The following is a 13,912-nucleotide window of genomic DNA, read 5'->3' as shown; positions in this document are numbered from 1 at the left end:
TGTCATTAGTACTTTGCACTTAGTTGCGTGATTTTTGTAACTACTTTCACTTTTCGTTACAAATTACATGTGTAATTTGTTGGCCTGCCGAAGGTTTTTCTTTAGTGTATCTGAAAAAGTTCCAGGAGAGACTAATAATGTACAAATCAATTCTCGCGATTTCAGTTGCCGCTATTTTGGCTGGATGCCAAGCAAGTAATGTTAGTTCACAGGCTAACCCATCAGCTACACAGGCCCCAAAAAGCATACAAGCAAGCGTAGAAACAGAGTCGCAAAGATTAAATGCGTGGTTTGCAGACAAATACGAACAACAATTACAAATGAGCCCAATGACCATGACTGTTTATGGTCGCAAGGATAAATACGACGAAATTGACGATGTATCATTGAAGGCTGCTAAACGCAATTTAACTTGGCTAGCAGGCACGGTTGCCGAGCTAAGGTCGCAATTTGACTACAGTAAATTAGACGCTGAAGCGAAGATATCATACGACTTATGGATTTATGATTATGAGCAAGAAAAGCTAGATTTTAAGTTTTCTGAGAACGAGTATGTATTCAATCATATGTTTGGGATCCAGTCTTGGTTTGCTCAATTTATGATTAACTTCCATAAAGTTGATACTTTGGCAGACATGCACGCTTATAATAGCCGCTTAGTAAAGGGTTCTGAAGCACTCGAGGAGCTTCTTGAGCAAGCTCAGGATAAAGCCAAAAAGGGCGTAAGGCCACCTAAGTTTTCTTATGAAGGTGTGATAACGCAGTCAAAAAACATCATAACGGGTGCTCCTTTCTCTGACAGCGAAAATGATGCGCCATTGTGGGCAGATGCGAAGAAAAAAGTTCAAAAGCTGGTTGATGATAAAAAAATCACACAGGCTGAAGCGGACAAAGTATTAGATGAGACTAAATCGGCACTGACAGGCGTGTTTAATAAGAGCTATTCAAACTTAATTGATTGGTTTGAAAAAGACATGGCAAATCTAAAACAACAAGATGGTTATGGTGTTGGCGATCAACCAAATGGTAAAGCGTTTTATAACTACAGACTTGCCAATCAGACTTCAACAAGCTTAACCTCGGATCAAATTCACCAAATAGGCCTTGATGAAGTCGCTCGTTTACAAAGCGAGATGCTAAAAATCGTCAAGCAGGTCGGATTTAAAGGGTCATTGGAAGAGTTTTTTGAGTTTTTCCGTAATGATCCGCAGTTCTTCTATGAAAACAACGATACAGGAAGACAAGGGTACATTGACGATTCAATCGCGTACCTAGATGACATTAATGAAAAGCTGCCGGCGTATTTTGGTATTTTACCAAAATCAGAATTGGTGGTTAAACGCGTTGAGTCGTTCCGCGAACGCCCGGGTGCAGCTCAGCACTACATGCCAGGCACAAAAGATGGCTCTCGTCCGGGTGTATACTATGCACACTTAATTGATATGACGAGTATGCCGAAAAACACAATGGAGTCAATCGCGTACCATGAAGGTAACCCGGGGCATCATATGCAATTGTCAATTGCCCAAGAGCTTGAAGGGATCCCTGAGTTTAGAACAAAAGCGCACTTTACTGCTTACTCTGAAGGGTGGGGTTTGTACTCTGAGCAACTCGCAAAAGAAATGGGTGCGTACCAAGATCCGTACAGTGACTTTGGACGCTTATCAAATGAAATGTGGCGCGCGGTGAGGCTGGTGGTTGATACGGGTATTCACGCGAAAGGGTGGTCTGAAGAAAAGGCAGTGTCTTATTTTAAATCGAACGTGCCAATTCAAGAAACGGCTGTTCGCTCTGAAATTCGCAGGTATATGATCATGCCAGGTCAGGCTACATCATATAAAGTAGGAATGATTAAGATCTTAGAGCTGCGTGAAAATGCCAAGCGTGAACTAGGAAACAAATTTGACATAAGAGGGTTCCACGACACGGTATTAGGTGGTGGTGCAATGCCATTGTCCATTCTTGAAAGACGTGTTAATGCGTGGGTTGATGAGCAAAAGCGTTCATAAATACCCTAAAAATCCAATAAATATAAAAAGTGCACACCTTTAAAAGCGTGTGCATTTTTTGTTGGTAGCATTTAGTTTTTTTCTAAAAACACTCTGATTTTTATATTGTTTTTCCAAATCGTTCGATTATTAATTAAATCATGCTGTGATTATGTACAGTTCTAACAGGCTTAGTATAAAGCCATATGTGTAAAATATATTCGTTAAATACGCTTAGCTGTTAATGTCAGATTTATAAAAGCAAAAGGAATTGCGCGCGCGTTAGTGTTGGCTAACTCGTTTCTTTTGTGTGCTGTCGACGCGAACAAAATATAATAGGGATTACAATAATGAATGAATCAACAAATACAGAGTCAACCAATCCAGAAGTAGCAGAGCAACAGTTGGATGCTTCTTCAGAATTTGAGCAATATCAATTATCTAAAAAATGGCTGAAAAGATTTAAACTGCTGAAAAAGCTTGGTGCAGATTCTCAATCTATGTTTTCGATTATGAAAACGCCAGAATATAGAGGTTTATCAGCTTCGGAAAGAATCAGCATTTCACTTAATTTCTTTGTGTTTTTCTTTGGGCCTCTTTATTATTTGTTCAAAAAAATGTGGATGAAAGCTGGGTTTATGTTCGCGAGTATTTGGGTATTCAACAGCTTACTCACAGTACTTGAAGGCATACTTGGCTTTACACTTCCGGCAATTGCTTTTTGGGTTGTGCCACATGCTGTCTGTGCACAATTTGCATGTTATGACTATTATAAACACGTGACCGCAGAAGAAAAGATATGGCCTGAAGTGCCCGAGTTTTTCAAAAAACCTGTCGGTATTATTTCTTATTTAGTTGCTTCATTCGTATTTTTAATGGTGTCTGTCGTGTTAACAACGGCATAATACTTTTTTAAAAAGGGGCAAAGCGGCCCCTTTAATATGTTAAAACTACGATTAACACATTACCGTGTTACAAGTATTGCAGGTTCTCTCTCTCACACTATTGCAGCGCTGAGTAACATTTGGGTCGGTACACACTGTTGATACCCAATCATTCGTAAATCCACCAGCGACCATAGGTGTTGCGCCTTTACCAACTGTTTTCGCATTTTTACTCAGTTGCTTGTAGTTCTTTTTTACTAGTTTTAATTTCATAAGAGTCCTGCCTTAATTAATTTCTATGATTGATTTTAAAAATCAATCAAATGTTATTTAAATTGGTTTTAATTGTAAATGGTTGTTTGTTGGAATAATAAACTATTCCAACTCAATCCAGAGGAACAAATGTTGGCACAATCGACGCTACCAATACGAAAGCGAGTACGAGATTGAGTGCTCTAAAGTATTTTGGGTGTTTTATTAATTTGGAGAGCTTAGTACCCACCAATAACCAAGATAAAATACACGGCAAATTGATTAAACTAAAAACCACTGCAACCAACACAACTGAGCTAAAGTGTGTTGAAGGTGTATAAATAGTAATAGCAGACAGTGACATTGACCAAGCTTTAGGGTTAATCCATTGAAACATCACGGCTTCAAAAAAGGTCATAGGTTGTCCTGTAGAATGTGACTCAAATTCAAACGGTGTTGCGCTGGCAACTTTAAATGCAAGGTACAGTATGTATGCTGCACTAAGCCATTTTAAAACTTCATGCAGCATAACAAAACGTGTAAACAGCTCACCGATCCCCGCACCAACGAGCAATATCATCGCAGTAAAGCCAAGATTTATTCCTAAAAGTAAGCTAATACAACGCCTTGCTCCAAACTTTAAACCTGAGCTGAGTAATATCAAGTTGTTTGGTCCCGGTGTGATTGACGATACAAAAGCAAATAAGCTCAGTGCGTAAAGTAGTTCATAAGTCATAGGTTGAATCTCTATTGAATTGATAAATCAATTTTAGTGATCAACATAAACAACTTTTCAGCGTAATTAGGTTTATTGACAAGTTTTTGCACAATTAAATTCATAAAATATGTTCAAATACGAATTTATCTTGTGTTTAGATAGGGGGAGCAGGTAAAAGTTGCTGTCATACCACTAGAAACCTGCGTTGTGACAACAAGTGATGGGCAAAGGTTATTGACGAGATAAAGTGTGGTAAGCCTTATTATATTTTCCGTTGAGGTAGGCGTTTTTTACTCTTGTTTTCGAGCAAGAGTCTATTAGATACTAAAATTTAACATGGCAAGTAAATGAGGCTTTGCAACAAGAGGTCAACTCAATCATTTATTTTTATTTACTACTTTATTACTGATTTTGCGTTAATTTTGACTCAATAAATATAATTATATTCATTTTTGGTTTTTTATGTGATTTTTATTTTTTAAATATGTGTGCTTGTGTTAATTTCTCGCAGCTTTTATTAAAAGGAGAAATGAAAGTTGTTAAAGTTTAAGTGTGCAAATATTGTGCTGCTTTCTTTTATTAGTTTTTCGTGTTTGGGGTTTTCATCCCAAAAACCCCGGATAGCTGATAATGAATTAGCATTTCACGTAAAAGGTGAAAAAGATAAAATATCTTGGACAAAAGTTGAGGGTGCAACTGAGTATGTCGTTAAGGCATATCCAGGTGATACAGTTTATCAAGCCCGATTTGGTCAAGGACCAATGAGCGAAGCCAGCCAGTTTAGTGGTGTTGGAAATATTTTTATCCCAGAATACAAATCCTATTCGAACTCAATTACCATTCCAAACCCCAGATCGGATGTGCGTTATTTAGTCGTACCCTGTAATCAATTTGGCTGTGCTGACGGCATTATTGCGGATCGTATACACGCGTCAATTTATCTACATGCGATTGAAGAGTTTTCTTATAGTAAAGGCGCGGTTTACCCTTGGGAGTCTGCAACAATACGCTGGAAAAGCAGCGGCGCTCATACCGTCAATCTTTTAAAAAATGGTGAAACTTATTTAACTAACTTACCAACAAGTGGAAGTGTACCTGTACGCATAAACGAAAGCACCGAATATACAGTTCAAACTGTGGGTGTGGGCAGTGTAAGAACACGATCGCGAACCCTATTATATAAACATGCCAAAATTGAGGCACCCATTAACGACAGTGGGTTTTTAATGCCACTGCGTAACTTGGGCATAGATATTATTCCACGCACTTTGGTTAAAGGTAGTAACCGCTATTTATTTGTCGCCGACAAAGCAAATAATCTGCATAAAGTTGATTACTCAAAAGCAAGCCCTGAACTAGTATGGTCAATTCCTTTGGGTGGTAAAGTCGTCAATAAACCTTTAGTCGAACAGGGCAACTTATATTTTGGTGTCAGTAAAATTGATGGCTCAGGAGATGTTTGCTCGTTAAATGTCAACTACTCGACTCGTAAATCCTGTAAAACAACAACCGATGCAGTGATAGCAGGTGCACTTGCTATGGATTTGTACTACGGGCCTCGCGTCGTTGGCAGTAGCATTATTTTTGTTAGCCACAAAGGGCTAGTACTTGAGTATGCGCCAAGACTGGTGGAATTGCGTAAAACATCGAACTTACCTGTGTCTATGTTGAGTAAGTCAATTATTGCCACCCCGGCTATCAATCGCAGAGAAGGCCGTGTTTATTTCCAATATCAAGATGTTAATTCACAAGAGACCAAATTAACCTCTATTAAGTTTTCAAACAGCAGTGGTGGCGGTGGTTCAGAGCCTATTAACCCCGGCGATCCGGGTGGTGATCCTGGAGGCGATCCAGGTGGTCCCATTGTTGGACCGATTGACCCGCCAATGCTTTTTTCTGTAGCAGTGCCATTGCGAGCGCCGTCTAAGATGGAGGTGGCTGAATTTAATGAGCAGTCGGTAAATAACGACAATATGTTTGAAGTTGAGTGGACAGCCACAGTGCTTGATGACAGCAAACAGACAGGAGGTCAGCATGAGTAAATTTATTACTTTCTGTATCTATTTATTGATATGTGTTGGCTTTGTGGGCCAAGCAGCTGCCGAAAGTAAAGCGCGATTCTGTATCAAAGAACCTGAAACAGTAGTGCTCACAAACGGGCCACAGAATTTTACGATAAAACTGGCAAATCCACAGATGTTGTCAACAAAAACCGTGATCACCATGACAAATGGGGGAAAATCTCAAGTTATCGGACCCAACCCCAATCACGGTTATGAGGTGAACCTTAGATTTGATGTAGGCCAATATGATTTTGTGTCTGTTCATTCGTTTCCGAGCATAGAACAAGGGATGGTTACATGTAGAAAAACGCTATTTGTAGTAGAGCACTCGACACCTAGAATCTCTGTTGGACAAACGCCAGACGTCAATGATGCAACGAGAGTTACATTGACTGCCCGCGCGACGGACCCAGTCAATCCACTTAAATCGTTTTATGTGTGCGAAAGCAATAGTTTGGGTGCATGTAATAGTGGCGGATTTCGCCGTGACTTTGATCCAAGCGATAGCTCAAATCAAACTATCCCCCTGACTGTTGGCTATGAAAACCCAAGATATTTTAATTTCGTAGCAACAAATATCATTGATGAAGTAGAGTCAAAATCCATAACGGTAGACCCCGCAAAAGAGGTTGACACCCCAACCCAAGTCGCCTTAAAAATCTATAATACAAATGGCGATGAGCTCGCTAACAACACCGTAGTAAGTATCGGAACAGAAGTACATGCGGTGGTCAGTATTAATGACCCGGATACTCAGTTATCAAACTGGCCAATAAGTGCATCAATAAACGGGGGCGCTGCTGGTAAGGGTAGTTTACCCGGTATATCCGAAGAATTCCCATGTTTTGATGGAAAGCATAAACAACAAACCTCCTGTTATAAAACCTTTCCAGTTACTGAAGATACGACATTTACCGCAACTTCCGGTGATGGCACATCAAATACAATTCGTATTAAAACACCGTCTTTGCCGAATATTACTGAGACTAATTTATCCAGCACTTTGGTGACAGGTGATGAGAGCGTAACCTTGAGCTTTAAAGCCATGGACGCAGGTCGTGGGGTAGATAAAGATAAAGTCAATGTTTGTATTGTATCGGGTAACCAGTCTGACATCAGCAGCTGTGGTGACAATCATCAAATCAATTTGGCTGACGTAAACCCAATAAACGGCAATTACTCAGTTAAATTTTCAGCACCAGCTGTGGGGGCTAGTACCACCGACTATACAGTAGTAATTTTAGTCAAGGACAATGATGTAGATGAATGGGTGTCAAGCACTGTAGGGTTCTCAGTTTATAAGCCGATCGGAATCGGGTTGTCGAAAGTTCCCAGTGAAGAAGATGTCCATTTAAGAAATCAAACATATCAGCTCCATGTCACAATTGGTGCTTTGCATAGATCTCACGTTGGATTAGATATCGCTTCAGTTGAATTGTACACTTCAGGTAACTCTGACGTTGTTGTGGCCAGTGCAGTTGAGCAAGGTACTATACCTGATGTGGGTCGTGCAAAAGTTGTGGTGCTTAACTGGAAACCCGGAAATAAATTGGGTGACAGACAACTGTTTCGCGTGCGAGCTGAAATAAAGCCTGGCAATGGGCGTGCTAATATTAGTGACACAGAGACGACATATGAAAGTGCGAATGATTACTTTTTTTTACTAGAATCAGTAATACCCGCTACACCTACACTCAATATTATACCTAGTGCAGACGCGCCTGGGCATTTTACCATCACTATACCGCCAGTAAACTTCGCTGACAAATACGAAGTGTTTGAGCGCGCAAGCGAGAATACAGGTAATGACCTGAATGATGCGCAGCAATGGACTCCGTTACGGGATATTCACTTTAGTAGTGATAACCTGACAATTACAAAGTCTGTACAAAAAGCTTCAAATACTTTTAACCAAACCTTTACTTATTGTGCTGTAGCGCTTAATGGAGAATTGTCGAGCAGTAAAAGCTACAATAGCATCAAAGACCATTGTGCGACTTACACCAATAACAATGCGGGTGGCCTGCCTTTAAAACCTGAATTTACTAATATTGATGATGCGCCAAGCGGCCCCTATACCTTGTCGTGGAAATCAGATGATCAAAATAGCGACTATGTAAGGTTTAAGTTAGAAAAAGAAATCGCAGTTGATGTATGGCAAACGCTGTTATCCAATTCTAAAGATACGTCTTTTCAGATCCTGAACCCTGCGATAACGCATAACGTAACATACATGATTAGCTCGTGTAATGTGAATATTGCCGATGAATCAAAGCGGTGTATCAAAGGGAGCCAATTAACTATTCAACATGCTCCACCAGTGATTAGTTTCGCTAAAATGTGTGCATCAGGGGGCTGTTTAGAGGTGCAGGGAACTGGCTTTCATCAGCAAGGGCAGATTTCGATTCAAGAAAATCTCACAGCAATTCCACATCAAATCGATGCCAGTACAGTGTCCCTTACAACAGCCGCCAATGGTGTTCAAACTTTACAGTTCCCGCTGCCTGAGAGAGCCGAGCGTGCATACCACCAAGGCGGGATCTCAGTTGGCGTAAAAAACAAGTTTATTAACAGCCCAATGGCTGAATACAGCACTGGCGAAAATATTGGCGAAGTCATAGATCCCCTCAACCACACACCGACATTAGGGCAAAGTGGCCAAATCTATGTGGGTATGGGCAATCAATTATGTGCTTTTAATGGCCAAAATCGACGTTGGTGTAATACAACGGGCGGGTTTTTGTCTTCTCGTGCAGTTGTGACAACAGCGGGAATTGGCACCGACGTGGTTTTTGCCGGATCCCGTGATCATAGTATTTATGCTTGGAGCCAAAATGGTACACAGCTATGGAAAAACACCACGCAAGGTGCGATAGAAGCCGAAGGGTTACTGGTCGGTAAAAAGCAAACAGATGCTACGCTATTTTACGGCTCTGACGATGGGGCTTTATATGCGCTTAACGCATTAGATGGTAAAACCAAATACGTATACAAATTAGGTGCACGTACCATTCAAAAGCCTATGTTGGTGGGCGATAATGAAATTTGGGTCACAACCGCAGGGGATCAGCTGCATGTAATAAAGCGCGGCAGCGCTGGGGTTGATAAGCTCAGTTGGGGCGACTTGAAAGACTCACCATTACTTGACGGGTTTAATAAAGACATCCCAGCGGGCTGGGTGCCGACCAATGACGACCATGATGCGACATATACTCTGTTGAGACTTGGCTATGTCATCTTACAACGTGAATTGAGCCGCTTTGAGTTGTCGTTTTTGACCTACGCGAGACGTTACAATAACGTAACTCTGCAAGAGGTTGTCGACGCAATGTTGCAATCGGAAGAAGGAAGGCGCAACTACCCCGAAAGCCTAAGCAGCAGCGATTTTTATGACGCAATCAGTAACGCTATCTTTTTTGTGATAAGGCAGGAGGTCGCAGGTCTTAGCCGTGCAAACTGGATCGGTCAGCTAAACGGGAGCTTATCAAGAACAGAGTTTATCATTACTTTGATACGTTCTTTTGAGGTTTCAGAGCGATACAAGCCAGTGGTCAGAAGTTCGTTATTTTATTACTACGGTATCTGTCATGATCCTAGTCAGTGTGAGTTTACAACTGACTCAGACGGTGATGGAGTGAGTGACTGGTTGGAGCCTGTATTGGGTACAAATAAATATGACCCAAGAGATGGTTTGATCACACCACCTACCCTGACTTTAAGTCAAGTAGAGGCTGGCAGGCTGTCAGCGTCCATGACATACCATAAAAATATTGACTATTTCGAACTCCATAACCCAGCGGATAACGCAGGGCCAACCGTGTTGGCTGCGAGTAATAAAACAGCGTCTACTAGCTTAGTTTACCCCAATGGCAGTCATACGTTTTTTGCCAAAGCCTGTATTGAAAAAGAAGTGACGTTAGATGGACATACCAGTATTCATCGAGCGTGTTCTCGACCATCTGGCACACAGGTTATTGAGATCTCAAACAGTACGATCCAAGGACAAATTCATCCACTGTCTGTCCCTAGCAGGGCCGCGATTTATCAAGGACCAAGCCTAGACCAGCTCGTACAGCATCACAGTTTAGCCACCACAACCGGTAGCTTTAGGGTGAATGAACAAGGTGCGGCTACCTATTCAATTCCGCTACCACTACCAACGGGTATAGCAGGTGTTACACCTGAGGTTGCGTTAACTTATAGCAGTCAATCGGGTCCGTCATCAGTGGCATTTGGTTGGCAGTTATCCGCAGGGTCTAGTGTCACACGTTGCCGACAGACAAAATTGCACGATGGTAAATTTGAGGCAATAAAACCGTGGAGTGCTGGCAACGACAGGTATTGCCTTGATGGAAGTCGGCTTATTCTTTCCAATGATGTAACTGAAGGTGAAGTTGGCGCAGAGTATCGCAGTGAATTAGACTCACAAATTAGAGTTGTAGTAGAGGCACCTGCACTATCAGGTACCAAACAGTTTGCAGTATACGGAAAAGATGGCAGTAAGCGTATTTACGGCGGCTCGCCGGACAGTGAGCTAGGTGGTACGTCATCTCACGGTTGGTTGCTTCGCCAAAGTATGGACCGAGTCGCTGCACGTGGTGATGGCACAGCCCACAATATTGTTCATTATCATTACAGTAAAGGGGACGATAAGCATAAATTTCTTGGCAATCTTGAAACCGTTCTGAGTAAAATTGAATACAGCGGTAACGTAGATGGTTCTGAAAAATACAGCGTTAAGTTTGGCTACAAAAAGGGCGCGGCTCGACACCTAGCATATGACTACTCAGCGGCAAATAAAGCCATGGTTTCACAAGCTGAGTTGACTTATATTTCTATCAATAAAGGGAGTGAAACACTCAACTGGTTTGACCTTGGGTTTGAGCAGGCTGGGAATGGTGCTCGGTTGCTAAAAAGTATCAGAGAATGCACAAATAACCATTTAGAAGTATGTAAAAAGCCAGTGGAGTTTGACTATTCACAAAGCTTTGAGCAGCCTCAGCTCTTAACCTCAGTAACACTAGCAAGCGCACCTACCAACAAAAAAGTGGTAGCGACCTCAATTGTTGACTTGCTAGGTAATGGTAGGCCGACATTAGTGAGCTTGGCCCAAACCGACAACGCACTGCAACATGAGCTGTGTATCATTGAATCTCAATCCGTAAAAAACTGTACATTGATAGAAACCAACAACACGGCCGATAATGTCGAGATGTTAGCGTTGGATAAAGAAGACAATGGTAGACAAGGGTTACTGATCAGGACTTCAAATCGTAGAAGTGATGCAAACAATAAGTGGGCTTACTTCACCTATGATGGAAGTAGATGGGACAGCTCAGGGATCGCTGGTAGTGTCACTGCAAATACGCTCAGACTTGGCGACATTAATGGAGATGGTTTTTCTGATCTGCTTTACACAGGTGGGCAAGGTTATTACACCTACAAGCAAGTCTGGACTCAAGACCTTAAGGACTTCTCACCCGTTCAAGAGACTGTGTCAATTCGATACCCTAGTGATGACAAACCGTTTTATTTGTTGGATGTGAACTTTGACGGGTTAGCGGACGTCGTAACATCAAAATGCGCAGATTCAGGCTGTACTACTAAAGGTAAAGAAGATGTTGTGCTTGTGCATTTCAACCAATACGACTCTGGAGTTGATGAGCATAAATTTGGCGACAGTAAAGTCTTGAATCTTGTACACAGCCGATTAATGCCAATGGACATAAATGGCGATGGCATTATTGATTTTGGCTATGTTAACGAGGATAAACAATGGGCCTTTTCACTGTTAAAGCCGTATTCCGGCAGTTACCTTACAAAAAGTACTGAGATCACCTTAGAGTCTCCAGAAAATGTAGATATCAAACCTGAAAAAACGAATATACCGCCAATACAAGCAGACCTAGATAAAGACGGAATAACTGAGCTTTATGTAGCAGGGTTTAATAAGCAAACGATAAAATTCGCTTTGTATCGATACGATTGGGACCCAGCTACAAGTGCTTTCACGTTGTATGATCATTGGCCTGTATATAATTTACCTGACTGGCCTCAGGTTACTGATAATATATTCTTTTTGGATTATGACCATGATGGTGTTGATGAGCTTATATTGAATATGGGCAATCAACTACAGGTCAAGGAGGCGATATATAGAGCTGATCCACCGAATACACTAAAAAGGGTAACCCAAGGTTACGGTAACCAAACCGAGATTAAGTATGGTTTAGCATCAGATCCTAACCTGTATACACTAGGAGAGCACCGCAAAACAGAGGCACTTGCTCAGCAGTCAAATGCTCGTGTGGATGATTTGTATGGTGGCGCGTTTTTAGTAGAGCGGGTAACGACGGGTTCGCAGCAAACGATTGATGATGTCACTTCAGATATTGGCTTGGCGGTTGATTACCATTATGAAGGTGCCCGTATTCAATTTGGTGGCAGAGGCTCATTGGGCTTTGAGGCGTTGACGACAACCACCGAAAAAGACGGGATCACCTTTAAAACCAGAACAGAGTACAGCCAAACGTTTCCATTTATTGGTATGCCAACGCGCACACTTAAAACCATGACGGTTGATAACACCAATTTAGTGATAAGTGACGCAAAAAATGACTATCAATACCATGTTAATGGCTGTGACAACGCAACTGGCACATGTGTGTACAACAATGACAAGGTGCCAGATTATTTTGCTGTGTATGCACATAATAGTCGTGAATGTTCTGCTCGCATGGACGTATCGTATGAGGGGGCTATTCAATATGGGATCTCTGGTTATAACTGTAGTAAAACCATTACCCAGCAAGACCAGTTTGCCAATGTAACAAACATAACGGTAAGCCAATACGATGCAGCAAGCGCCAGTGACTTTATAAGCAACACCAGTGGCCAATTGTTGTCGACTGTGACAACCAACAATACTTACTACACCAGTGATGACTGGCTAGAGTTAGGGCGTTTACATAAAGTGGATGTCACAACTACACGCACCGGTGTGTCAACGCCGTTGGTTAAAAGCAGTGAGTTTACTTACCACGCTGGCGGCGCCCTCGATGGCATGCTTACATCGGAGGTGATAAACCCGCAAGGTAACTGTGAGACGTATCTAAAAACCAGTTACGGCTACGACGCAGTGGGCAATGTGAACAGTAAAGAAACCAGCGGAAAAACGCAAGGTTGCTCTGGTAACGCCGCGCGCAAAACGCAGACAAGCTATGATGTAAATGGTCGTTATGTAAAAAGTAAGGCACTTGTTGAGCCTTCATCACAGGCAGACTCACAATCTACCTCAGAGATAATAACGACCAACATAATTAGTCGTAATAAATTTGGCCAAGTCACGGTGTCCAAAAATACGGATGGCGTTTACCAATACAGCAAATATGATGACTTTGGTGGCGCAATTGGCAGTTATTCTGCAACCGGTGCTCAGCAGTATACAGTGCGCGCTGCGTGTCCATTTGATGTCGACAATTGTGCAGTGGCAATTAACAGCTATAAGAATAAAGAGCTTTTAAGCCAGAAGTTTTTAGATAAACAAGGTCGAGAAATTGGCAGTAAAGTACTAACAGCGGGTAATCAATGGCTTTATTCAAAGCAGCATTATGATGCATGGGGTCGAGTTGTTAAGCAGTTACCTGCGGGTTTGCAAAGCTCCGAGACTATCTATGATGTTTTTGATAATCCGGTCAAGGTTACAGACAATAATACCGGCCTTGTGACGACACTGAATAAAACGGGTCGCACAGCCACTAGCACTGTAACGGGTAATGTGCCAGACAATACACAAACCCAAACGACAACGTTTAACGTTCACGGTGAAAAAGCGACTGAAACCGACAATGCCGGTAATGTGTTAACTTACACATACAATATTCTTGGCAAAGTGGTACAAGTTAGGTCAAGTGCTGATAACAATAAAGTACTGATTGAGAACAGCTATAACTTACTTACTGGCTTGAAGGTAAGCCAAACCGACAAAGACAGTGGTACGTGGACCTA

General features: G+C 41.8%; 6 protein-coding genes. 4 read left to right on the top strand and 2 right to left on the bottom strand.

Features of this window, described 5'->3' with window-relative positions:
- Window positions 1-137: 137 nt before the first annotated feature.
- Window positions 138-2,009, top strand: coding sequence for a DUF885 domain-containing protein (locus N483_RS16925; RefSeq protein WP_023400190.1), 1,872 nt, complete (start codon window positions 138-140; stop codon window positions 2,007-2,009).
- A 329-nt stretch (window positions 2,010-2,338) separates the two neighbouring features.
- Window positions 2,339-2,893: a DUF2628 domain-containing protein gene (locus N483_RS16920; RefSeq protein ID WP_023400191.1), complete on the top strand. Its 555-nt coding sequence runs from the start codon at window positions 2,339-2,341 to the stop codon at window positions 2,891-2,893.
- Window positions 2,894-2,944: 51 nt separating this feature from the next.
- On the opposite strand, the gene N483_RS16915 is transcribed toward N483_RS16920, so the two are convergent.
- Both N483_RS16915 and N483_RS16910 read right to left on the bottom strand, forming a co-directional pair.
- Window positions 2,945-3,145 (bottom strand): hypothetical protein, encoded by a 201-nt coding sequence (locus N483_RS16915; RefSeq protein WP_023400192.1) that lies wholly within the window; start codon window positions 3,143-3,145, stop codon window positions 2,945-2,947.
- A 112-nt stretch (window positions 3,146-3,257) separates the two neighbouring features.
- A complete protein-coding gene (locus N483_RS16910; protein WP_023400193.1) occupies window positions 3,258-3,860 on the bottom strand; it encodes a LysE family translocator in 603 nt (200 codons plus the stop codon).
- Between the two features lie 518 nt (window positions 3,861-4,378).
- Between N483_RS16910 and N483_RS16905 the strand changes: the two genes are divergently transcribed.
- Window positions 4,379-5,884 (top strand): hypothetical protein, encoded by a 1,506-nt coding sequence (locus N483_RS16905; RefSeq protein WP_023400194.1) that lies wholly within the window; start codon window positions 4,379-4,381, stop codon window positions 5,882-5,884.
- Window positions 5,877-13,912: SpvB/TcaC N-terminal domain-containing protein (locus N483_RS16900; RefSeq protein ID WP_196764412.1), on the top strand; the 8,036-nt coding region annotated here is incomplete at its 3' end. The genes N483_RS16905 and N483_RS16900, both read left to right, overlap by 8 nt.

This window comes from Pseudoalteromonas luteoviolacea NCIMB 1944, assembly GCF_001625565.1.
In the GTDB taxonomy this organism is placed as follows: domain Bacteria; phylum Pseudomonadota; class Gammaproteobacteria; order Enterobacterales; family Alteromonadaceae; genus Pseudoalteromonas; species Pseudoalteromonas luteoviolacea_F.
The sequence above is the reverse complement of the archived record's forward strand: the minus strand, read 5'-3'. Positions and strand labels throughout refer to the sequence as shown.